Below are 22,350 nucleotides of genomic sequence, written 5' to 3'. Positions count from 1 at the left end.
GTTCGCGAACGTCAAGACTTGCCCGAGCCACCCCCATCGCCGACCGCCCTTCCCCGACCCATAGCTGAAGGGTAAGGCACCGGACAGCCCTGGAAATGAGATTGGTACGGACGGGTCGGGCGATTAGGCCACCCCGGTGAGGGACGAATGGCCGCTTTATCGCTGATTGGTGAACTGCACTGAATTACAGGCCTGTTCATCGCGTCGTTTGAGGTAGTAACCGGTCCACGAGACCAGCACGACGACCGCCACGAGCACCTGCACCAGGCGTGCCGCGGAGTCCGGGTAGAGGACGCCGTCGATGTAGGTGTCGATGAAGCCGTTCGCGAGCTGGGGTCGCCCGGCGGCGGCGCGGAGCTCGTTCTCCAGCCACGTGAGGGGGCAGGCGAGCGGGAACAGGACGATCAGCAGGCCCCAGGTCGCCATCGCCAGGTGGAAGTACAGCACCCTCGGCCACCGCCAGGCCAGGAACCCGCCGACCACCAGGAAGAGCAGGACGGCGAAGTGCACCACCATGACCAGCTCGGCTAAAGCGTGCGCGACCATAGCGACCTCCCTGCTTCCCACAGTAGGCCGCCAAGGGATCACGTGCCCGCCAATTACGGGCACCCCGGGTTCAGCCCCGGGGCAGCGCCTGCCACGGCACCCGGCCCGCCACGTCCAGCAGCAGGTCGGCCAGGTGGGCGAGCGGGGCCTGCAGCAGCGGGCCCGGCACGGCGGCGGCGAGGTTGTGCTCGTCGAACGCGATCGCCACGCCGTTCGCCCGCGGGTCCTGCAACAGGGCCTGCGTGAGGCCGGAGGCGAGCAGCGCCGAGGCGAACGCGGGGTTGCGGCGGCGCACCTCGTAGCGCGCGTCGAACGCCGGGTCGCCGGTCTCCACGAACTGCTCGAACAACCCCCACACGCTGTCCTCGCGCGGGCTGATCAGCACCCACGGCCCCGGCATCGGGCGCGGCACGACCACCACCGCGTAGGTGCGGTACTCCGACGTGACCACGTTGTCCGCGCGGAACACCACCTCCACGGCCAGCACGGGCACCCCGCGCCAGTGGCCGACGAGCTGGAACTTCACCCGGCTCCGGTCGGCCTCCAGCATCCGCCCGACCTGCGGCACGCGTTCCTGGAAGCCCTGGTCCTCGGCGACGAACCGCCACCCCAGGGACGCCTCCAGCGCCCGCATCTGCTGCTCCCACTGGTTCACGAACTGCTGGTTCGTGAACGGGTTCCGCTTGCGGCGCGACAACCCCACGGCGACCCCGACGCCCAGGATCGCCACGATCACCAGCAGCAGGACCAGGGCGCCGGCCATGTCAGGCCAGGCCCAGGTCGGCCAGGTCCAGCAGGTACCGGTACGGCAGCCCGGCCTCCTCGATCACCTCGCGCGCGCCCGTGCCGCGGTCGACGACCGTCGCGACGCCGACCACCGTGGCGCCCTGCTCGCGCAGTGCCTCGACGGCGGTCAGCACGCTGCCACCGGTGGTGGAGGTGTCCTCGACCGCCAGCACCCGCTGCCCGGCGACCTCGATGCCCTCGATGCGCCGCTGCATGCCGTGCTGCTTGGCCGCTTTGCGCACGACGAACGCGTCCAGCACCTCGCCCGCGTTCGCGGCGGCGTGCATCATCGCGCACGCCACCGGGTCCGCGCCCAACGTCAACCCGCCCGCGGCCACGTAGTCCCAGTCGGCGGTGAGCTGCCGGAGCAGCTTGCCGATCAGGGGTGACGCGGCGTGGTGCAGCGTCGCCCGGCGCAGGTCGATGTAGTAGTCGGCCTCGGCTCCCGAGGACAGCGTCACCTTGCCGTGCACCACGGCCAACTCGCTCACCAACCGCGCCAGCTCGGCCTTCGCCGCGGCGTCCAGGACCACTTCAGTTCGCACGGCTGCCAAGAGTGTCATACCGCGCCGTACGCTGGCACACCGTGACCCTTCCCGGCACCGACACCTTGATCATCGAGCAGCCCTGGGGCGTGCTGCGCCACCTGCTGGGCACCAGGTACCGAAACGACGTCTACGACGGCGGCGGCGCGTTGGTCGCGTCGGTCTCGGAGCGCCGGTTCCTCGGGCCGCTGCGGAAGTTGTTGCGCGCCACCGCGTTCTCCGGCCGGACGACCTTCGACCTCGCCCTGGCCGACCGCGGGCGGCAGCTGCTGCTGATCCGCAAGGGGTCCGGCAAGCCGCCGACGCGCGTGACGTGGCCGGACGGGTCCGTGGTCGGCTCCGTGCGGCACGAGGGGCACGGCGCTTACGGCCTGCTCGACGCGGCCGGGCAGCGGCTGTGCCTGCTGCACGAGGTGGCGTCGTTCAGCCCGGGCGCGATCGCGAAGCGGGACGGGCGGCGCGTGCGGCGGGACGTGCTGAGCATCCGGCCGGGCACGCCGGACCCGGTCCGCTCGCTGGCGATCGCGGCGGCCGTGGCGTACGACGTGGTGCGCGGGGTGGGGACGAACCACACCAGTGCCGGCGGGTTCGACTTCCCCACGTTGACCTGAGCTCGAACTGACCGGCGCGCGTCCAGCCCCGGCGCCGACCGACGCACCGCACTCCGTGCCGCTTCCGGACTCAGCCGGACTCGTCCACCGCCCGACTCACCCAGACTCGTCCACCGCGGACCCACCGGGCTGGTGCACCATCCGCCGTGCCCGGTTCGTCACCATCGGACTCACCTGGGCTCGTCCGCGGTCGGACGAACCCCGGCTCGTGCACCGCCGGAGCTACGCAGGCGTCCCCGCCAAGGGGACCCCTGCTTTTATTCTGCCCCTGAGGTCAGACAATTCGAGGTGGTCAGGCCGGCGCCTGTGGACAACTCCGCGGAGCCCTCGGCCTCAGGCCTGACCACACCTCGTCTACCAGGCGTCCTCGGTGAACTTGTTCGGCTCGTCGTCGTCATCGTCGCGGCGACCACCCGGCCGCGACGAACCCGCCGAGACGACGTCCTCCGGGTCGTTGCCCTCCTGGATCGCCGTGTACGCGCGCTGCAGGTCCGGCACACCGGTCTGCAGAGCGCGCTGCACCCCCTCGTCGTCCACGGCCCGCCCGGACGCGATGTCCTCCCAGGACATCTCACCCGCGTCGACCCGCCGCGCCAGCTCCTTCAGCTCACGAGGCGCACCGGGGCTGTTGGCGAACCGCGAGATCTCGGCGAAGTCCGCCTGCGTCAGCCCGCGCGACCGCAGCTGCACCTGGCTCGCCGCCCGCGCGGTCTCCTCGACGTTCGCCATCCGCTTCTCGACGTCGGCGACCAGCGCGTCCAGCTTCGCCTTGTCGTACGGGAACGTCACTGCCCATCACCTCCGCCGGAACCCGACCCGGAGCCCGAACTCGCGCCGGCCGGAGCGGGCGCCGGTGATGTGGGTGGCGGCTGGTTGTAGCGGCCGTTCGCCGCGTTGCCCGCCTTGCCCAGGCCGTACGCGCCCAACCCGACACCGATCGCCCCGGACTTCGCCGCGGCCACGCCGTTGTCGTACTTCTCCTTGCCGTCCTGGTACCCGTCGACCACGTCGAGCAGGTCGCTGACGTCGCGCACGTCCTTCAGCTTGGACAGCGCGGTGCCCATGGCGACGATGCCGTCGATCATGCCCTGGACGCCCTCGATCAGCGTCTGGATGGAGATGATGATCTTGCGGATGGCGTCCACGATCTGGATCGCGTCGTAGACCATCCACACCGCGCGGCCCCAGCCGACGACCGGGATCCACGCCGTCATCGCGGCTTCCATCAGCTTGCCGACCAGCATGTCCAGCAACGTCAACGCGAGGCCGCACGCCGTGCGGCAGGTGCTGGCCGTGGACCGGAACTGGTTGCCGATGATCCGCGCGACCTGCGAGTCCGCCTCGATGGCGATCACCCACATGGTGCCCATGCGCGTCTCGAACGCCTTCGCCGCGTCACCGTCCCAGTGCGACGACAGCTGCTCGGCGCCCGCGTCCACGTTGTGCCGCACGGAGTCGAGCGCCTTGGCGACCCGGTCCCACGCGTTGGCGTTCTCGTCGATCTTCTCGAAGTCGCCGAGCAGCGGCTTGATCAGCGCGTCGAGCAGGTTCTCGCCGGTGACCTTCTCGTAGATCCAGTTGACGCCCTGGATCTTCCAGCCGGCCTTCTCGATGAGCTCCTTGGTCGACTGCCGGCCGGGCCGGTCCTCCGCGGCGGCGCTGAGCGCGGCCGACGGGTCTTCGACGTCCGCGTACGCGGTCACCGGCCACCTCCGAGCGACGGCGCCTCGGCCACGGCGTGGAGCTGGGACAGCACCCGGTCGAGGACGCTCATCACCATCTCTTCGTTCTTCTCGTACATGTCGGCGGCCTTGTTGAGGCTCTCCGCCTCCTTGACCATCATCTGGTTCGCGAAGTCGAGGGTCTCCCCGTACAGGGAGGCCACGCCCGTCACGATGGGCTGCAGCAGCGAGAGCAGACCGGTGAACCCCGAGGTGTCGCCGCCCTTGGAGATCGCGTGGTCCTTGATCGTCATGAAGTGCTGCGCGTTGCGGCTCAGCAACTCGCCGTAGCCGCGGAGCTCGGGCGGCTCCACGCTGAACTGTTCGCCCATGGACGGTTCCTCCCTGTTCCAACTAGTGGAGTGGGACGGACCGGACCGGGTTCGGGTTCCCGGCTCTTCTAAGTGCGTCCTCGTCCGCCCGCCGCGCGGGAGGCTATCCGCCTGACCAGCGCGCGCGGAACCAGCCGCACCAACACCGTGATGGCTTTGTACTGGGCGCCCGGCACGGACACCGGCTTGCCCGCGCGCAGGTCGGCGAGGCCGTCGTGCACCACCCGGTCGGCGTCGAGGTAGAGCACGTCGGGCGTGGCGGACATGTCGATCTTCGCCCGCTGGTGGAACTCGGTGCGCACGAAACCCGGGCACAACGCCATCACGCGCACGCCCGTGCCCGCCGTGGCCATCGCCATGCCCTCGGAGAACGCGGTCACCCACGCCTTGTCGGCGCTGTAGGTCGTGCCGCGGCCGGGCAGGAAGCCCGCCACGCTGGACACGTTGACCACCGCGCCGCGCCCGCGCGCCACCATCCCCGGCAGCGCCGCGCGGGTCAGCCGCAGCACGCTCGTCACGTTCACGTCCAGCTGGGACTGCAGTTCGAGCGGGTCGGCGGTGAAGAACTCGTTCGAGATCGCGAAGCCCGCGTTGTTGACCAGCAGGTCGACCTCGCGTTCGGCGAGGAAGTCGGCGACCTCGGTCCGGCCGGCGTCGGTGGCCAGGTCGGCGGGCAGCACCTCGGCGGTGATGCCGTGCGCGGCGCGCAGCTTGGCCGCCGTCTCCTCCAGCCGCCGTTCGTCGCGGGCGACGAGCACCAGGTCGTGGCCCTCGGCGGCGAGCCTGCGGGCGAACGCGGCGCCGATGCCCGACGACGCGCCCGTCACCAGGGCGGTCGGCGGCGTCACGGCTTGCGCCCGAACTGCGGGCGGTGGACCTCGCCACCGGTGTCGGACTCGGGGTCGGCCTCGAACGGGTCGATCACGTCGGCCAGTTCGCCGAGGTCGCGCAGCAGCCGTTCCAGGCGGGCGGGGGTGGAGTTGGGCGGTGCGGCGGCGAGCACCCAGTCGTTCTCCAGCCAGACTACGGTGACGTCACCGCCGATCTCCTCGGCGGCGTCGACCAGGTCCGGGTTGATGAGCTTGCGCGCGGCGGGCAGCTCGCTGACGAACGCGTACCGCGAGCCGACCGGTCCGAGCAGGTCGGGCATCTGGTCGCGTTGGAACGGCACGCTGGGCAGCCACAGCTCGATGACCACGGGCAACGCCCGGCGGCAGCGCACGCCGACGAGCACGGAGTTGACCTTGCCGCCGGTCTCGTGGTCGAGCACGTAGACCTGGCGGCGGCCGTCGGCGGTGAAGGTGGAGCCGGCGACGACGTCCTTGGCCACGCCGACGCCGTAGTAGGCGATCGCGCCGCTCTCCCAGCGGGTGGGCAGCACGTGGTCGGTCTCCTCGAACTGCCAGCCGCGCAGCGCCGCCCAGCGGCGGCGTTCGCGGTTTCGCGCGGTTCGCTGTGCCCGGTCGGTCGCGAGCAGGGCGAACCCCGCGACGCCCGCTACCGCGGCGACGGTGAACCAGACCCACGCCGGTATGCCCACGGTGCGAGAGTAGCGGGCGGCGATGAACAAACGAAGATCACTTGGGGCGTGGGTCGCGCAAACGGATCAAGCTGTTACCCGTCTCGCCGGTAGGGCGCGGCGGCGGCTCAGGCACGTCCGACGACGGCCGGCCACTACTTATCCACAGGCCACAGCGTTGTCCACAGGCACGCCCCGACCACCCACCCGGTGTCGGTCCCGGCCGGCAGAGTAAAAATCGGGGATCCCCCGGTCGGGGACCCCTGCGGAGCGAGCTCCGAACGAGAGACCGCGGAACGCGGGCGAACGCGGAACGGCGGAACGCCGGACAGCGGAACCACCCGACCTCCGGACTCCCGGACTCCCGGACTCCCGGACTCCCGGACTCCCGGACGGAACGCTACGGAGCGGCGGGCGGCGGGCGTGGTCAGGTCGTGAGGCGGCGGGAGCGCTCGGGAGCCGGTTGTCCCGGCTGCACCGAGCGCGTCCCGCCGACCTGGGGCGAACGTCGAGCGCGCCGGGATCAGGCCTTGCCGACGATCAGGCCCGAGTGGTCGTCCAGCACCTCGACCTTCACCGTGTCACCGTCACGCACCTCGCCCGCCAGCAGCTCCTTCGCCAGCTGGTCGCCGATGGACGACTGCACCAGCCGCCGCAACGGCCGGGCCCCGTACACCGGGTCGAAGCCGTTCAGCGCCAGCCACTCGCGCGCGGCCGGGGTGACGTCCAGGGTCAGCCGCCGCTGCGACAGGCGCTGCCCCAGCCGATCCACCTGGATGTCCACGATGGACGTCAGCTCCTCGGTGGCCAGCGAGTGGAACACCACGACGTCGTCCAGCCGGTTGAGGAACTCCGGCTTGAAGTGCGTCCGCACGATCGACATGACGGCGTCGTTGCGCTGCCGCTCGTCCAGGGTTGCGTCCGCGATGACGTGCGAGCCGAGGTTCGAGGTCAGCACCAGGATGGTGTTGCGGAAGTCGACCGTGCGGCCCTGGCCGTCGGTGAGCCTGCCGTCGTCGAGCACCTGCAGCAGCACGTCGAACACGTCCGGGTGAGCTTTTTCGACCTCGTCCAGCAGCACGACCGAGTACGGGCGGCGGCGGACCGACTCGGTCAGCTGCCCACCCTGGTCGTAGCCGACGTACCCGGGAGGCGCGCCGACCAGGCGGGCCACCGAGTGCTTCTCGGAGTACTCGCTCATGTCGATCCGGATCATCGCCCGCTCGTCGTCGAACAGGAACTCCGCCAGCGCCTTCGCCAGCTCCGTCTTGCCGACGCCGGTCGGGCCGAGGAACAGGAACGAGCCGGTCGGCCGGTCCGGGTCCGCCACGCCCGCACGGGTGCGCCGCACCGCGTCCGACACGACCCGCACCGCCTCGGCCTGGCCGACCACGCGCTTGGCCAGCTCGTCCTCCATGCGCAGCAGCTTCGCCGTCTCGCCTTCGAGCAGCCGGCCCGCCGGGATGCCCGTCCACGCGGAGACCACGTCGGCCACGTCGTCCGGCCCGACCTCCTCCTTCAGCATCACGGCGGCGTCCTGGGTGGTGCGGGTGGCCGCCTCCAGCTCCTTCTCCAACGCCGGGATGCGCCCGTACCGCAGCTCGGCGGCCCGGCCGAGGTCGCCGTCGCGCTCGGCCCGCTCCGACTCACCGCGCAGCTGCTCCAGCTGCTCCTTGAGGTCGCGGACCTTCTCGATCGAGCCCTTCTCGTTCTGCCAGCGAGCCGTCAGCCCGGACAGGTCCTCGCGCTGCTCGGCCAGCTCGGCGCGCAGCGCGGCCAGGCGTTCCACCGAGGCCGGGTCCGACTCCTTGGCCAGCGCCATCTCCTCGATCTCCAGCCGGCGCACGGCGCGTTCCACCTCGTCGATCTCGACCGGGCGGGAGTCGATCTCCATGCGCAGCCGGGACGCGGACTCGTCCACCAGGTCGATGGCCTTGTCGGGCAGGAAGCGGGCGGTGATGTACCGGTCGGACAGGGTCGCGGCGGCGACCAGGGCGGCGTCGGTGATGCGCACGCCGTGGTGCACCTCGTAGCGGTCCTTGAGGCCGCGCAGGATGCCGATCGTGTCCTCGACCGACGGCTCGCCGACGAGGACCTGCTGGAAGCGGCGTTCCAGGGCGGCATCCTTCTCGATGTGCTCGCGGTACTCGTCCAACGTGGTCGCGCCGACCATGCGCAGCTCGCCGCGGGCCAGCATGGGCTTGATCATGTTGCCGGCGTCCATGGCGGACTCGCCGGTCGCGCCCGCGCCCACGATCGTGTGCAGCTCGTCGATGAACGTGACGACCTGGCCCGCGGAGTCGGTGATCTCCTTGAGCACGGCCTTCAGCCGCTCCTCGAACTCGCCGCGGTACTTCGCGCCGGCCACCATCGAGCCGAGGTCGAGCGCGACGACCTTCTTCCCGCGCAGGCTCTCGGGCACGTCGCCCGCGATGATCCGCTGGGCCAGGCCCTCCACGATGGCGGTCTTGCCGACGCCCGGCTCGCCGATCAGCACCGGGTTGTTCTTCGTGCGGCGCGACAGCACCTGCACCACGCGGCGGATCTCGGTGTTGCGGCCGATGACCGGGTCCAGCTCGCCCTTGCGCGCGCGTTCGGTCAGGTCGACGCCGTACTTCTCCAACGCCTTGTAGGTGCCCTCCGGGTCCGGGCTGGTGACCCGCGCCGAGCCGCGGACCTTGCCGAACGCCTCCTTCAGCGCCTCGGGGTGCGCGCCGTGGCGGCGCAGCAGGTCGGCGACCTGGCCGCCGTGGTGGGCGAGGCCGACCAGCAGGTGCTCGGTCGACACGTACTCGTCACCCATCTCGGTGGCGAGTTCCTGCGCCTTGCTCAGCACGCGGACCGCGTCGCGGGAGAACTGGGGCGCCGACACGGACGACCCGCTGGCCGCGGGCAGCGCCCTGGTCAGCTGCTCCAGCTCCTTGTGCACCTGCTTCGGGTCCGCGCCGACGGCGGAGAGCAGGGGCGCGGTCAGGCCGTCGCCCTGGGCCAGGAGCGCGCCGAGGAGGTGGACCGGGCCGACGTCGGGGTTGCCCGCGATGGTCGCCGCCTGCACGGCGGCGGACACGGCCTGTTGCGTCTTCGTGGTCGGGTTGAAAGCGTCCATTCCTCACCTCGGTCGGTGTTCGTGCGCAAGGGGCCGGCGTGCGCCACCGGCCATCACTCAGGTCAACGTCAGAAAAGTTGAGCCAGTTCCGCTCAACCTAGTGGAATCGTGTGGTGTGGGCCACGGCGGCGTGCCCTGCCGAAACTCGGGTGCGTCCGGTCGACTCCCACCGCGACGATCTGCGCATGACCTCACTGGTGCACCACATCACCTTCGACTGCGCGAACGCCTACGAGCTGGCCGGCTTCTGGAGCAAGGTGACCGGCCTGCCGGTCTCCGAACACGACTTCCCGGGTGACCCCGAAGCCCTGGTCGCGGTGCCCGGCGGGCCCGGGTTGCTGTTCATCCAGGTGCCCGAGCCCAAGACCGTGAAGAACCGGGTCCACCTCGACCTCCAACCCGACACGACGCGTGACGCCGAAGTGGAGCGACTGCTCGGGATCGGGGCGGCGCTGGTGTCCGACATGCGCCGGCCGGACGGCACGGGGTGGGTCGTGCTGGCCGACCCGGAGGGCAACGAGTTCTGCGTTGAACGCAGCGCAGCCGAGCGGTCCGAGCAGGCCTGAGGCCGGTCACCCACATGTAGCAGCCGGTTGTCCACAGCGGCCCGCGAGTTGTCCACAATCCGCAGGTGGGCATCCACAGGCGACTGCGGCCCACCACACCAGGCCGGCCTGCCGGCCGCCACTGGGGTGAACATCGGCCGGTAAACCCCGATCGGACGTCCCGCCGACGTGGCCGGCGTGTTACCCGGCCCACGTCCCCTGAGGAGTCGTGCGTCTGGCGGTGGGCCGCAAGCGCTGGATTCGGTATATGTGGAAGGGAATGACCACCCGTTCGCGGGAACGTTGTGCGACCGTCCGTAATCGCACTGCACTCGAAGGTGGCATCAAGGAGTCGACCGGCCAGTTGGCGGGTTAGTGTCCCCTCGTCGGGATGGAAGCTTGACGAGGACGTAGCGCCCTTGCTGGCGCCGCCAGAAACGTGGAGACTGCGCCCGGACCATGACTGCGAACGCCGTGTTGAGCCCCATCCCGAGCCCGCCACACCGCGAACCTCCTCCTGGTGTCACCGCTATGGTGCGGATGATCCGGGAGAGCTTCGCGGTGGTGGAGCCGCGCGCCGAAGAGGTAGCCAAGTTCTTCTACGGCATGCTCTTCAGCCTCGCGCCGGCGACCCGTGAGATGTTCCCCGCGAACATGGAGGTCCAGCGCAGCCGACTGCTGCGCGCCCTCGTCCACGTCGTGCAGATGGTGGACAGACCGGACGACCTGATCCCGTTCCTGCGCCAACTCGGGCGCGACCACCGCAAGTTCGGCGTGGTCAACGTGCACTACGAGTCCGTCGGCACGGCGTTGCTGGCGGCGGTGAAGAAGTTCGCCGGGCCCGCGTGGACGCCGAAGGTCGAGATGGCCTGGGCCGAGGCGTACACGATCATGGCGCGGGCGATGCAGGAGGCGGCGGCGGCCGACGACGGCCCGGCCTACTGGCACGCAACCGTGCTCGACCACCAGCGGGTGAGCTGGGACCTGGCGGTCGTGCGGCTGCAGCCGGATCACCCGGTCGGGTACCGCGCCGGGCAGTACGTGAGCGTCGAGACGCCGCAACGCGCTCGGCTGTGGCGGTACTACTCGCCCGCGAACGCGCCGCGTGACGACGGCATCATCGAGTTCCACATCCGTTCGGTCGAGGGCGGGTGGGTCAGCCGGTCGATCGTCGGACACACCCAACCGGGTGACGTCTGGCGTCTCGGACCGCCGATGGGCCGGCTCGGCGTGGACCGGAAGTCCGGGCGGGACGTGCTGATGGTCGCCGGCGGGACCGGGGTCGCGCCGATGCACGCGATCATCGACGAGATGGCGCAGTGGGGCGAGAACCCGCGCGTGCACCTGTTCATGGGCGGGCGGACTCGCGAGGACTTGTACGACCTGGACAACCTCCAGCGGTTCGCGATGACCAACCCTTGGCTGACCGTCGTGCCGGTGCTGGAGTCCGATCCCGGCGCGCGTGGCGTGGAGCAGGGCACGCTCGCCGACGTGGTCACCCGTTACGGGGCGTGGGAGGAGCGGGACGTGCTGGTGTGCGGCTCGCCGTCCATGATCCGGGCCACCGTGTCGCGGATGTTGGTCGCCGGCACCCCACTCGACCGGATCAAGTACGACCCGTTCACGCTGGACTGAACCGCTACCTGAAACTTTTTCACGTTTGCCGCCGGGCCGTGCGGGACTTTCGGCTGCCCAACGCGATCCGGCCGGTCACAGCCGATCGGCCCACGCCGTGCTGGTCACGGCCACGGTGCCCTGGTCACGCCGTGCTGGTCACGGCCGCGCCGGCCGCGCCGCGCCCAGCACGGCCGCCAGCGTGCCCGGCCGACTGGTCTGCGGGCAGTGTCCGCCGTCGACCTCGATCGCCTCGACCCCGAGCCGTTCGCGCGCGGCGCGGCGCATCCACGACGGCCGCAGCGTGCGGTCGTCACGCGGCAGGACGTAGGTCGACGGCAGGTCAGGCACCTCGTGCACCTCGCGGTACGTCGCGGCGGGGTAGAACAGGCGCAAGGTGCGCAGCCCGGCGCGCACACCGGCCAGGTCGCAGTCGTGGAACAGGAAGTACGAGGCCACCACGGGGTCCGCGGTGGGCGGTTCGGTGAGGGAGCGCCACTCCGGGTTGAACATCTCGCCCGTGTCGACGGCCAGTTCGTCCGCCAGCGACACGGGGCCGGGGATCATCGCGGCGATCCAGGCCAGGTGGGACGCGCCGAGGGCCCGTGCGATGGCGGGCATCAGCAGGCCGGCGCCGGAGTGCCCCACCAGGACCGGGGCCAGCGCGTCGCCCGCCTGGGCGCGGGCGATCGCGGCGTAGTCGACGGCGCGCAGTTGCGGCTGGTCGGTCGGCAGGTCCACGGCCACGGTGCGGTGGCCGCGTTGGCGGAGCAGGTCCTCCACCGGGCGCCAGGCCGCGGGCGACTGGGTGGTGCCGTGCACGAAGACGTAGTCCACGGGGTCCAGTCTGGCGCGGGTCGCCCGGTTCGGTCGGCCGCCAGGTTGGTAGGGCGACGGCAGGTCGGTAGGGCGGTAGGGCGGTGGCCGGTTGGTAGGGCGGCAGGGCCGGGCCGGTCGTCGCGGGCCGCCGTCATCGGGGGATTCCGGCGTCGGGGGCGTGGGGGTTCAGGGCGGTGGGGGTCGGCGTCGCGGGGTTCCTCATGCTTAACCGAGGTACGGGAACAGTGTTTCCGTACACTTTCCCGAGATGATCACCCTATTGGGCGACACATCAGGCGGCTCAGCGCTTCGAGTTCGGCTTCCAGACGACCAGTGCCGTCTCGTGCCGCACCGGCACCAGGTCACGGCGGTACGACGCGTGCACCGACGCGGCGGCGTGCTCGGCTGCGGCCATGGCGGAGGCCAGTTGTTCGGTCAGCTCCTGCACCCTCGCGCGCAGCGCGCCGACCTCGTTCTCCAGCTCGATGATCCGCTTGACGCCCGCGAGGTTGACGCCCTCCTCCTGCGAGAGGCGTTGCACCTCGCGCAGCAGCACGATGTCGCGCATCGAGTACCGGCGCCCGCCGCCGGACGTGCGGCCCGGCGACACCAGGCCGAGCCGGTCGTACGCACGCAGGGTCTGCGCGTGCAGACCCGACAGCTGGGCCGCCACGGAGATGACGAAGAACGGGGTGTCCTCGTCGGTGCCGGGCGGGAACGGGAAGCTCACACCGACCTCTTCTCCAACAGGGCGTTGAGCTCCGCGCGCGGGTCGTGCTTCGCCGTCGCCGACGCGTAGTTCTCCAACGCCTCCCGGGCTGCGGCGTCCATGTTGTTCGGCACCGCGACGTTCAACGTGATGAGCAGGTCGCCGACCTGGCCGTCGCGCTTGGCGATGCCCTTGCCCTTGGCCCGCAGCACCCGACCGCTGGCCGTGCCGGCGGGAACCTTCAACGTCACCTTGCCCTCGAGCGTCGGCACGGTCAACGTGGTGCCGAGCGCCAGCTCGGGGAAGGTCACCGGAACGGTCACGGTCAGGTCGTTGCCCGACCGGCCGAAGATGGGGTGCGGGTTGACGTGCACGAGCACGAACAGGTCGCCGGCGGGCCCGTTGTTGCGCCCCGGCTCACCCTGCCCGGCCAGCCTGATCCGCTGGCCGTCGTCGACGCCCGCCGGGATGCGGATGGTCAACGTGCGGGTCTTGGTGCTCACGCCGTCGCCCGCGCACTCCGGGCACGGGTCGTCCACGATCCGCCCGGTGCCCCGGCAGTCGGCGCACGGCTCGGAGAACGCGAACGCGCCCTGGCTGCGGGTGACCAACCCGGCGCCGCCGCAGTTCGTGCACGTCCGCGGGGACGTGCCGGGACGCGCGCCGGAACCCGCGCACGTGCCGCAGGTCGCCGGGCTGGACAGCCGCATGGGCACGGTCGCGCCCTTGACGGCCTCGGTGAAGTCGATCCGGACGTCGGTCTCGACGTCCTCGCCGCGCCTCGGCCTGGTGGCCGACGCGGACGTGCCGCCCCGGCGGTTGAACAGGCCGCCGAGCAGGTCGCCGAGCCCGCCCATGCCGCCGGCCTGCTGCGCGCCCTGGCGGCCGAACAGGTCGCCGACGTCGAACCCGCCGCCGGTGCCGAACCCGCCGGGGAACCCGCCGCCTCCGGAGAAGAGGCGGCGGGCCTCGTCGTACTGCTTGCGCTTCGCGGTGTCCGACAGCACGCCGTACGCCTCGGACACCGCCTTGAACCGCGTCTCGGCCTTGGCGTCACCGGGGTTGGCGTCGGGGTGCAGCTCCCGCGCCAACTTCCGGTACGCCTTCTTGATCTCGTCGGCCGAGGCGTCGGAGGTGACGCCCAGCTCGCGGTAGAAGTCCTTCTCGATCCAGTCGCGAGCGCTCAACGGACGCCGCCCCCCTTCTCAGTCCTGCTGCTCTTCGACCGGCTTCTCGACGGCCTCTTCGACGACCGGCTGCTCGGCGGCCGGCTCGTGGTCGGTCACGGCGACCAGCGCGGGCCGCAGCACGCGCTCGCCGAACCGGTAGCCGCGGCGCAGCACGGCGGTGACGGTCGGCCCGCTGACGTCCGGCGAGGTGCCGTGCTGGACGGCCTCGTGGACGGACGGGTCGAACTCCTCGCCCTCGTGCCCGAACGGCTCCAGGCCGGTGCCGTGCAGCGCGCCGACCAGCTTGTCGGCCACGGCCTTGAACGCGCCGGTGAGGTCGCCGTGCGTGCCGGCCCGCTCGATGTCGTCGAGCACGCCGAGCAGCTCGCCGGCCACCTGCGCCTTGGCCGTGGTGATCACCAGTTCCCGGTCGCGCTCGACGCGCTTGCGGTAGTTGGCGTACTCCGCGGTCAACCGCTGCAGGTCGGCGGTCCGCTCGTCGAGCTGGGCCTTCAGCTCGACGGACGGGTCGTCGGCCACGGCCGCTTCGGCCTCCGGCTCGGGCGCGGCGTGCTTGCCGCCGCCCTCCGAACCGGTCTCGGGCGCGCCGGTCGTACCGGCCTCCGGCTCGGCCGGGGCGTCGGCGCGCGCGTTCTCGTCCGCCGGGTTCTCCCGCACCTGACCCGTCTCCGGGTCGATGCGCCTGCGGTCGCGCACCACCACGTGGGGCTGTTCCTCGGGCTGGGTCACTTCTTCTCGTCCTCGTCGACGATCTCCGCGTCCACCACGTCGTCGGCCTTCGGCGCGTCACCGGCGGCGGCGCCTCCGGTGGCGCCCGCGGCGTCGGCCGTGGGTGCGGAGTTGGCGTACAGGGACTGGCCGATGGCCTGGGACTCCGTGGCGAGCTTCTCCACGGCGGCGCGGACCTTGGCGATGTCCTCGCCCTTGAGCGCCTCGGTGGTCTCGGCGAGGGCCGCGGTGACCTTCTCCTTGACCTCGGCCGGGAGCTTGTCCTCGTTCTCCTTGAGGACCTTCTCCGTCTGGTAGACGAGCGTCTCGGCCTGGTTGCGGACCTCGGCCTCGTCGCGGCGGCGCTTGTCCTCCTCCGCGTGCGCCTCGGCGTCCTTGATCATCTGCTCGATGTCGTCCTTCGGCAGCGCGGAGCCGCCGGTGATCGTCATCCGCTGCTCCTTGCCCGTGCCCATGTCCTTCGCGGACACGTGCACGATGCCGTTCGCGTCGATGTCGAAGGTGACCTCGATCTGCGGGACGCCGCGGGGCGCGGGCGGCAGGCCGGTCAGCTCGAACATGCCGAGCTTCTTGTTGTCGCGGGCGAACTCGCGCTCGCCCTGGAACACCTGGATCTGCACGGACGGCTGGTTGTCGTCGGCCGTGGTGAAGATCTCCGAGCGCTTGGTCGGGATCGTCGTGTTGCGCTCGATGAGCTTGGTCATCACGCCGCCCTTGGTCTCGATGCCCAGGGACAGCGGGGTGACGTCGAGCAGCAGGACGTCCTTGACCTCGCCCTTCAGCACACCGGCCTGCAGGGCCGCGCCGACCGCGACGACCTCGTCCGGGTTGACGCCCTTGTTCGGCTCACGGCCGCCGGTCAGCTCCTTGACCAGCTCGGCCACCGCGGGCATGCGGGTGGAGCCGCCGACCAGCACCACGTGGTCGATGTCGCCGACGCTGATGCCCGCGTCCTTGATCACGTTGTTGAACGGCGCGCGGGTGCGCTCCAGCAGGTCGTTGGTGATGCGCTGGAACTCGGCGCGCGACAGCGTCTCGTCCATGAACAGCGGGTTCTTGTCCGCGTCCACGGTGATGTAGGGCAGGTTGATGGAGGCGTTGTTCGAGCTGGACAGCTCGATCTTCGCCTTCTCGGCGGCCTCGCGGATGCGCTGCAACGCCATCTTGTCCTTGGTCAGGTCGATGCCGTTGGTCTGCTTGAACCGCTCGACCAGCCAGTCCACGATGCGCTGGTCCCAGTCGTCACCACCGAGGTGGTTGTCACCGGAGGTCGCCTTGACCTCGACCACGCCCTCGGCGAGCTCGAGCAGCGAGACGTCGAACGTGCCGCCACCGAGGTCGAAGACCAGGATGGTCTGCTCCTTGTCGCCCTTGTCGAGGCCGTAGGCCAGGGCGGCGGAGGTGGGCTCGTTGACGATGCGCAGCACGTTGAGGCCCGCGATCTGGCCGGCCTCCTTGGTGGCCTGGCGCTGCGCGTCCTCGAAGTAGGCGGGGACGGTGATCACCGCGTCGGTGATCTCCTCGCCCAGGTAGGCCTCGGCGTCGCGCTTGAGCTTCATCAGCACGCGCGCGCTGATCTCCTGCGGCGTGTACTTCTTGCCGTCGATGTCGTCGGTCCGCCAGTCGGTGCCGATGTGGCGCTTCACCGACCGGATCGTCCGGTCGACGTTGGTCACCGCCTGGTTCTTGGCGGGCTGACCGGTGAGCACCTCGCCGTTCTTGGCGAAGGCCACGATGGACGGTGTGGTGCGCGACCCCTCGGAGTTGGCGATCACCGTCGGCTCGCCGCCCTCGAGAACCGCGACGACGGAGTTGGTCGTCCCCAGGTCGATGCCGACCGCTCGCGCCATTGGATTCCTCCTGGTAGTGCGTGTGTGAGAGCCCCGCGTTGAGCGGTGCCGACTCAAGTTTAGCCGGCGCCGGCGGACTTGAGTCCACCCGGCTCAATCTTTCTGCCTGTCCAACGGACGGCGGTGTCGCGGTGTTCCCGGCGCGAGGTGATCCGGGACACTCGTCGGCATGGAGTCACCCGCGGACATGATGGCCGCCGTCACCGCGTCGATGCTCGCGCGCACCGGCCGCACGCTGGACGAATGGGTCGAGCTGGTCGAGGCGAGCTCGCTCGATCCGGTGGACCGGAAGGCCGTCCGGGCGTGGCTGCGCGACGTGCACGGGGTGAAGCAGAACTCGCAGTGGACGATCGCGGACGCGGCGGCGCGCCGGGCGGGGTGGACCGAGCCCACGTTCACCGAGCACGTCGAGTCGCAGTACGCCGGGCGCAAGGCGGCGCTGCGACCGCTGTTCGACCGGATCGCGACGCTGGCGCTCGGGCTGGGCGAGGACGTGCGGGCCGAGGGGCGGGCCACCTACGTGCCGTTCGTGCGGGGGCGGCAGTTCGCGGCCGTGCAGGCGTTGGCGTCGCGGGTCGACCTGGGCCTGCGGTTCACCACGGCGCCCGAGAGCGACCGGTTGACGCCCGGTGGCCCCGGCCAGGCGACGCACAAGGTGTCGCTGACCGGGGCCGACGAGCTGGACGGCGAGGTGGAGGCGCTGCTGGTGGCGGCGTACGAGCAGAACGCCTAGGCGGCGGACCGCACCGTCACGTCGCCGCTGTCGGTGCGCAGGTGCAGCTCGGCGGAGCCGTTCGGGTCGTCCTTGACGTCGACCTTCTGCTCGCCGCTGCCGGCGTCCACGTCGATCTTGTAGGCGCCCTGCGGGACGGTGACGTTCAGGCTGCCGCTGCCCATGTCGGCGCGCACGGACTTGACGGCGACGATGGCCACGTCCACGTCGCCGGAGTCGGAGTCGATCGTCACCGAGCCGCCCATGTCGACCAGCCTGGTGCTGCCGGAGCCGACCCGTCCGGTGAAGTCACCGCCGACGGCGGTCGCGGCCAGGTCGCCCGAGTCGTTGTCGACGCGCACCGGGCCCGCCACCTCGCGCACCGTCGTGCTGCCGGAGCCGACTTCGACGTCGACGCTGGCCACGCCTTCGAGGTGGACGTCGCCGGAGCTGTTGCGGCCGGTGATCTTGACGTTCTTGGTGGGGACGGTCACCTCGTAGTCCACCGAGCACTGGCTGCCGCAGCCGTCGAGGACGAGGGTGGAGCCCTCCACGCGGTGGGAGACGCCGCCGGGCTTGTCCGAGCCCTTCGGGTACTCGACGCGGCGGCGGACCTGGGTCTCGGCCAGGCCGTCCTGGCCGCGGACGGTCACGTCGCCCGAGCCGTTCTGCAACCGCACCTCGGTCACCTGGTCGGACACCGAGTGCGTGTCGTCGAACGTGTTGTGGACGAGCCGCACGCAGGACGTGAGCGCCAGCGCCGCGGTCACCGCCACACCGACCGTCAACGCGATCCGCTTAACCACCACTGCCCCCTCGTCAGGCGTCAAGATGTCGAGATCCAAGTTATGGGTACTCGACCGGTGCGCCCACCAGGAAGGCCCCCGACCGATAGGGGGGCTGTCCCTACCCCTCCGGTCAGCGGCCCGTCAGCGGCCCGGCGCGTCCTGAACGCGGAACCCCGAACGGGGGACGCGCGCGGGTCAGGCCAGGGATTCGACGACGGCCCGCAGGGCCGGCGCGGAGCGGGCCGGGTCGACCAGGAACCGCTGCGAGGCGATGACGTGCGTCTCCGTCATCCGCTCCCACACCATGCCCTGCACCGGCACCTCGGTGATCACCAGCCGGAACGGCCGCACGTACCGCCCCAGCCTGCCCTCCACCCCGCGCACCACCTCGCCGATCGGCAACGCGCCCCGCGACGTCACGTACCGCTGGTCGTACTCGGCCGCGGCCGGGGCCAGCGCCAGCACCGCCGCCCGCAGCGCGGGCCTGATCTGCAACGACGCGCCGGCCGGGTCGGCGGGCGAGCCGCCGGCCGGTTCGGCGCGGGCGTGGTCGAGCACGTCGGCCCACCAGCCGAGCCACTCCTCCGCCGCGGCCGCCCGGTCGACCCCCGCGGGCACCACCACGGGCACCGACGGGTCCAGCCCGGGCAGCTCGGGCACGGTCTCGACCGAGAGCGCGAGCGTGTCCCGGACGAACAGCGCGGTGTTGACCGTCTGACTCGTCCCGTGCGACACCTGCCACGACTCACGACCGGCGAACCTCATGACACCAGTGTCCCGCGTGAAGGTCATCCGCCGAGCATCAGAAGGGACACGACGGGCTCCAAATCCTCCGCCATTGGGGGGAAATCCGCGATCAACGCCTGGATCAGGAGCCCGTCGAGGCCCGCGAGGACCGCCCGCAGCGCCACCGGGTCGCGCGGGCCCGCCACCTCGGCCATGAGCGAGGTCCACCGGCGGGCCGCCGCGCGCAGCTCCGGCCGGCGGGCCGCGAGCAGGTACAGCTCGTACTCGGCGAGCGTGCGGCCCCGGTGCGGGCCGGCGGCGTCGGCGATGAACCGCGCCACCGCCGCGGGCGTCAGGGCCACCCGGCGGAAGCTCGCGGCCATCTCGTCGGCCGACCACGTGAGCGTGGCGATCAGGAGGTCGTCCAACGTCGCGTAGTAGTAGGTCGTCGACGTCGTCGGCACGCCTGCCTCGCGCGCCACGGACCGGTGGCCCACCCCGGCCACGCCGTCGCGTTCGACGACCCGCAGCGTGGCCGCGAGGATCTCCCGCCGACGCCGGTCGCCCCGCGCCCGCCGGCCGTCAGGCGGCGGCACCGCTGCCCACCTCGATGGCCACCACGCCCGCGATCACGAGCAGCAGCCCGACCACCATCGTGGTGTTCAGCGGCTCCTTGAACACCAGCACGCCGATGCTCGCGACCGCGGCGATCCCGAAGGCGCACCAGATCGCGTACGCCACGCCGATCGGCATGCCCAGCTGCAGCACCTTGCTCAACGCGCCGAACGCGACGACGTACCCCACGATGACCACGACCGACGGGATCGGCTTGGAGAAGCCCTCGGAGAGCTTGAGGAACACGGTGGCGGTGACCTCGCCGATGATCGCCACGGCCAGCACCAGGTACACGAGCACGTCCCGCCCCCAACAAGTTGAACACCTGTTCCACTAGTCTACCGACCCTATGTGATCGGCCACGTCCAAGTGGTTACCGGCCAGTAATCGGGCGTAGGCTGCCCAGCCAGGAGAACGGACGAGAAAGGCCGCCACCACAATGGGAGCCCTCCAGCTCACCCTCGGCGCCATCGGCGTCGCCGTCAGCGTGTTCGCCTGGGGTCTGTTCGTCGCCGGTGTCATGCGGATGATCAAGATCATCCGCCTCGGCCAGCCGGACTCGACCCGCAACGGGCCGTTCGCGCCCCGCCTGCGGACGTTGATCGTCGAGTTCGTCGCCCACACCAGGATGGCCAAGTTCCGCAAGGTCGCGCCGTGGCACTGGATGGTGATGTGGGGCTTCCTGATCGGCTCCGCGGTGCTGTTCGAGGCCTACGGCGAGATCTTCCGCCCGAGCTTCCACTGGCCGGTCATCGGCACGTGGTCGCTGTGGCTGCTGCTGGTCGAGCTGCTCGGCATCGGCACCGTGGTCGGCGGCGTGGCGCTGGCGATCATCCGCCAGCTCAACCACCCGCGCCGCGCCGACCGCGTGTCCCGGTTCGCGGGCTCGGACTTCAAGTCCGCGTACTTCGTCGAAGCGGTCGTGATCATCGAGGGTCTCGGCATCCTCGGCGTGAAGGCGTTCAAGCAGGCCTCCGGCCTGGAGGACCCGCCGCTGTGGTCCTCGTTCGTGACCGCGCCGCTGGCCCAGATCCTGCCCGCGAGCCCCGACTGGGTCTCGATCATGGCGTTCACCAAGCTGCTGTCCGGCATGATCTGGCTGATCGTGGTGTCGAAGAACCTCACCATGGGTGTGGCGTGGCACCGGTTCAGCGCGTTCTTCAACATCTACTTCAAGCGCGAGGACGACGGCGGCGTCGCGCTCGGCGCGCTGAAGCCGATGATGAGCGGCGGCAAGGTCCTCGACCTGGAGGAGGCCGACCCCGACAAGGACGTGTTCGGCGTCGGCAAGGTCGAGGACTTCTCCTGGAAGGGCTGGCTGGACTTCAGCACCTGCACCGAGTGCGGTCGCTGCCAGTCCCAGTGCCCCGCGTGGAACACCGGCAAGCCGCTGTCGCCGAAGCTGGTCATCACCCAGCTGCGCGACCACGCGTTCGCCAAGGCGCCGTACCTGCTCGCGGGCGGCAGCAAGGACATGGCGGGCGACGAGGTCGGCCTGACCGAGGACAAGTACGAGGACTACAAGAAGCGCCTGGAGTCCATCGACGTGCTGGCGCTGGCCGAGTCGGAGCGCCCGCTGGTCGCCGGGGCCGAAGAGCTGGGCGTGATCGACCCCGAGGTGCTGTGGTCGTGCACCACGTGCGGCGCGTGCGTCGAGCAGTGCCCGGTGGACATCGAGCACGTCGACCACATCGTCGACATGCGCCGCTACCAGGTGCTGATCGAGTCGAACTTCCCGTCGGAGCTCGGCGGCATGTTCAAGAACCTGGAGAACAAGGGCAACCCGTGGGGCCAGAACGCCAAGGACCGCCTCGCGTGGACCGAGGGCCTGGACTTCGAGGTGCCGGTGTTCGACGGCGAGCTGGGTGACGCCGAGTACCTGTTCTGGGTGGGCTGCGCGGGCGCGTTCGAGGACCGGGCCAAGAAGACCACGCGGGCTGTGGCCGAGCTGCTGCACACCGCGGGCGTCAAGTACACCGTGCTCGGGCCGGAGGAGACCTGCACCGGCGACCCGGCGCGGCGCGCGGGCAACGAGTTCCTGTTCCAGATGCTGGCGCAGCAGAACGTCGAGGTGCTCAACACCGTGTTCGACGGTCGCGAGCCGGGCCGGCGCAAGATCGTCGTGACGTGCGCGCACTGCTTCAACACGCTGGCCAACGAGTACCCGCAGGTCGGCGGCCAGTACGAGGTCGTGCACCACACGCAGCTGCTCAACCGGCTGGTGCGCGAGCGCAGGCTGGTGCCGGTGGCGGAGGTCGCGGAGGACGTCACCTACCACGACCCGTGCTACCTCGGTCGGCACAACAAGGTCTACGAGGCGCCGCGCGAGCTGGTCGGCGCGTCGGGCGCGACGCTGCGCGAGATGCCCCGCCACGAGGAGCGCTCCATGTGCTGCGGCGCCGGTGGCGCTCGCATGTGGATGGAGGAGCGGATCGGCAAGCGGATCAACCTCGACCGCGTGGACGAGGCGCTGGGCACCGCGCCGTCGAAGATCGCGACGGGCTGCCCGTTCTGCCGCGTGATGCTGACCGACGGCGTGACGGCCAGGCAGAACGAGGGCGCGGCGGGCTCGCACGTCGAGGTCGTCGACGTGGCGCAGCTGCTGCTGACGTCCGTGCGCCGGGGCCAGGCCCTGGAGCGCGGCGACATCCCGACGGACGAGACCCCGACCGGCACCCCGTTGCCGGACGAGGACAAGGCTTCGTCCAACTAGTCGTTCGCGGACGAACGCCCCCCGGTCGCACTTCGGACCGAGGGGCGTTCGTCGTCTTCAGGTCAGTCGCGAGGTCGCGTCGGTCGTTCGCGACTCATTTCCCGGCGATCACGCTTTTCGATCGTCGGGAAACCCAGCACCAACGACCCAACCCCCGGCGACCGAGCCACCCTC

The 22,350-nt window shown here is 70.9% G+C and carries 23 protein-coding genes; 5 read left to right on the top strand and 18 right to left on the bottom strand.

Annotated elements, in window-relative coordinates:
* Nucleotides 1-156: 156 nt before the first annotated feature.
* The 3 genes from ACZ7GX_RS01840 to pyrE form a co-directional block, all read right to left on the bottom strand.
* Nucleotides 157-546 carry a DUF2784 domain-containing protein gene (locus ACZ7GX_RS01840; RefSeq protein ID WP_498771714.1) on the bottom strand — a complete coding sequence of 130 codons (390 nt, stop codon included), beginning with the start codon at nt 544-546 and terminating at the stop codon, nt 157-159.
* A gap of 70 nt (nt 547-616) precedes the next feature.
* A complete protein-coding gene (locus ACZ7GX_RS01835) occupies nt 617-1,309 on the bottom strand; it encodes a hypothetical protein (RefSeq protein ID WP_498771712.1) in 693 nt (230 codons plus the stop codon).
* Between the two features lies 1 nt (nt 1,310).
* Entirely contained in the window at nt 1,311-1,865 is a 555-nt protein-coding gene (pyrE, locus tag ACZ7GX_RS01830) for an orotate phosphoribosyltransferase (RefSeq protein ID WP_498771976.1), read from the bottom strand.
* A gap of 53 nt (nt 1,866-1,918) precedes the next feature.
* Here pyrE and ACZ7GX_RS01825 point away from each other — a divergent pair, with 53 nt between their 5' ends.
* Nucleotides 1,919-2,488 carry a hypothetical protein gene (locus tag ACZ7GX_RS01825; protein ID WP_498771710.1) on the top strand — a complete coding sequence of 190 codons (570 nt, stop codon included), beginning with the start codon at nt 1,919-1,921 and terminating at the stop codon, nt 2,486-2,488.
* Between the two features lie 354 nt (nt 2,489-2,842).
* Here ACZ7GX_RS01825 and ACZ7GX_RS01820 read toward each other — a convergent pair whose 3' ends face one another.
* The 6 genes from ACZ7GX_RS01820 to clpB all read right to left on the bottom strand — a co-directional run bounded on the left by ACZ7GX_RS01820 (nt 2,843) and on the right by clpB (nt 9,166).
* The gene (locus tag ACZ7GX_RS01820) at nt 2,843-3,277 is read right to left on the bottom strand and encodes a hypothetical protein (RefSeq protein ID WP_498771708.1); all 435 of its coding nucleotides are present in this window, start codon (nt 3,275-3,277) and stop codon (nt 2,843-2,845) included.
* Nucleotides 3,274-4,191, bottom strand: coding sequence for a WXG100 family type VII secretion target (locus tag ACZ7GX_RS01815; RefSeq protein WP_498771706.1), 918 nt, complete (start codon nt 4,189-4,191; stop codon nt 3,274-3,276). The genes ACZ7GX_RS01820 and ACZ7GX_RS01815 overlap by 4 nt, the downstream gene beginning before the upstream one ends.
* Nucleotides 4,188-4,541, bottom strand: coding sequence for a hypothetical protein (locus ACZ7GX_RS01810; protein WP_498771704.1), 354 nt, complete (start codon nt 4,539-4,541; stop codon nt 4,188-4,190). Before ACZ7GX_RS01810 ends, ACZ7GX_RS01815 begins: the two co-directional genes overlap by 4 nt.
* 68 nt (nt 4,542-4,609) lie before the next feature.
* Nucleotides 4,610-5,389, bottom strand: coding sequence for an SDR family NAD(P)-dependent oxidoreductase (locus ACZ7GX_RS01805; protein WP_498771702.1), 780 nt, complete (start codon nt 5,387-5,389; stop codon nt 4,610-4,612).
* Nucleotides 5,386-6,081, bottom strand: coding sequence for a TtfA family protein (locus ACZ7GX_RS01800; protein WP_498771700.1), 696 nt, complete (start codon nt 6,079-6,081; stop codon nt 5,386-5,388). Before ACZ7GX_RS01800 ends, ACZ7GX_RS01805 begins: the two co-directional genes overlap by 4 nt.
* A gap of 502 nt (nt 6,082-6,583) precedes the next feature.
* Complete coding sequence (gene clpB, locus ACZ7GX_RS01795; RefSeq protein ID WP_498771698.1) at nt 6,584-9,166, bottom strand: ATP-dependent chaperone ClpB; 2,583 nt, start codon at nt 9,164-9,166, stop codon at nt 6,584-6,586.
* A 185-nt stretch (nt 9,167-9,351) separates the two neighbouring features.
* Here clpB and ACZ7GX_RS01790 point away from each other — a divergent pair, with 185 nt between their 5' ends.
* Nucleotides 9,352-9,732, top strand: a complete 381-nt coding sequence (locus tag ACZ7GX_RS01790) for a VOC family protein (protein ID WP_498771696.1) — start codon at nt 9,352-9,354, stop codon at nt 9,730-9,732.
* Nucleotides 9,733-10,242: 510 nt separating this feature from the next.
* Entirely contained in the window at nt 10,243-11,346 is a 1,104-nt protein-coding gene (locus ACZ7GX_RS01785; protein ID WP_498771694.1) for an FAD-binding oxidoreductase, read from the top strand.
* A gap of 138 nt (nt 11,347-11,484) precedes the next feature.
* Here the strand turns inward: ACZ7GX_RS01785 and ACZ7GX_RS01780 are convergent, their stop codons facing one another.
* The 5 genes from ACZ7GX_RS01780 to dnaK all read right to left on the bottom strand — a co-directional run bounded on the left by ACZ7GX_RS01780 (nt 11,485) and on the right by dnaK (nt 16,622).
* On the bottom strand, nt 11,485-12,162 hold the full coding sequence (locus tag ACZ7GX_RS01780; protein WP_498771692.1) for an alpha/beta fold hydrolase: 678 nt from the start codon (nt 12,160-12,162) through the stop codon (nt 11,485-11,487).
* A gap of 283 nt (nt 12,163-12,445) precedes the next feature.
* Nucleotides 12,446-12,874, bottom strand: coding sequence for a heat shock protein transcriptional repressor HspR (locus ACZ7GX_RS01775; RefSeq protein ID WP_230570812.1), 429 nt, complete (start codon nt 12,872-12,874; stop codon nt 12,446-12,448).
* Nucleotides 12,871-14,040 carry a molecular chaperone DnaJ gene (gene dnaJ / locus ACZ7GX_RS01770; protein ID WP_498771690.1) on the bottom strand — a complete coding sequence of 390 codons (1,170 nt, stop codon included), beginning with the start codon at nt 14,038-14,040 and terminating at the stop codon, nt 12,871-12,873. Before dnaJ ends, ACZ7GX_RS01775 begins: the two co-directional genes overlap by 4 nt.
* Nucleotides 14,041-14,058: 18 nt before the next feature.
* Nucleotides 14,059-14,772, bottom strand: a complete 714-nt coding sequence (gene grpE, locus ACZ7GX_RS01765) for a nucleotide exchange factor GrpE (RefSeq protein WP_498771687.1) — start codon at nt 14,770-14,772, stop codon at nt 14,059-14,061.
* Nucleotides 14,769-16,622, bottom strand: a complete 1,854-nt coding sequence (dnaK, locus tag ACZ7GX_RS01760) for a molecular chaperone DnaK (RefSeq protein WP_498771685.1) — start codon at nt 16,620-16,622, stop codon at nt 14,769-14,771. Before dnaK ends, grpE begins: the two co-directional genes overlap by 4 nt.
* Nucleotides 16,623-16,791: 169 nt before the next feature.
* Here dnaK and ACZ7GX_RS01755 point away from each other — a divergent pair, with 169 nt between their 5' ends.
* Complete coding sequence (locus tag ACZ7GX_RS01755) at nt 16,792-17,355, top strand: DUF5655 domain-containing protein (RefSeq protein WP_498771683.1); 564 nt, start codon at nt 16,792-16,794, stop codon at nt 17,353-17,355.
* On the opposite strand, the gene ACZ7GX_RS01750 is transcribed toward ACZ7GX_RS01755, so the two are convergent.
* The 4 genes from ACZ7GX_RS01750 to ACZ7GX_RS01735 form a co-directional block, all read right to left on the bottom strand.
* Nucleotides 17,352-18,140 (bottom strand): DUF4097 family beta strand repeat-containing protein, encoded by a 789-nt coding sequence (locus tag ACZ7GX_RS01750; RefSeq protein WP_498771681.1) that lies wholly within the window; start codon nt 18,138-18,140, stop codon nt 17,352-17,354. The two genes, ACZ7GX_RS01755 and ACZ7GX_RS01750, sit on opposite strands and share 4 nt — an antisense overlap.
* Before the next feature lie 177 nt (nt 18,141-18,317).
* Complete coding sequence (locus ACZ7GX_RS01745) at nt 18,318-18,887, bottom strand: hypothetical protein (protein ID WP_498771679.1); 570 nt, start codon at nt 18,885-18,887, stop codon at nt 18,318-18,320.
* 23 nt (nt 18,888-18,910) lie between these two features.
* Nucleotides 18,911-19,444: a TetR/AcrR family transcriptional regulator gene (locus ACZ7GX_RS01740; protein WP_498771677.1), complete on the bottom strand. Its 534-nt coding sequence runs from the start codon at nt 19,442-19,444 to the stop codon at nt 18,911-18,913.
* Complete coding sequence (locus tag ACZ7GX_RS01735; protein WP_498771675.1) at nt 19,431-19,763, bottom strand: DMT family transporter; 333 nt, start codon at nt 19,761-19,763, stop codon at nt 19,431-19,433. The genes ACZ7GX_RS01740 and ACZ7GX_RS01735 overlap by 14 nt, the downstream gene beginning before the upstream one ends.
* 139 nt (nt 19,764-19,902) lie before the next feature.
* Here ACZ7GX_RS01735 and ACZ7GX_RS01730 point away from each other — a divergent pair, with 139 nt between their 5' ends.
* Nucleotides 19,903-22,176: a (Fe-S)-binding protein gene (locus tag ACZ7GX_RS01730; RefSeq protein WP_498771673.1), complete on the top strand. Its 2,274-nt coding sequence runs from the start codon at nt 19,903-19,905 to the stop codon at nt 22,174-22,176.
* The last annotated feature ends 174 nt before the right edge of the window (nt 22,177-22,350 follow it).

This window comes from Actinosynnema sp. NPDC037264 (genome assembly GCF_055603705.1).
This window is presented reverse-complemented; position numbering and strand designations above follow the sequence as displayed.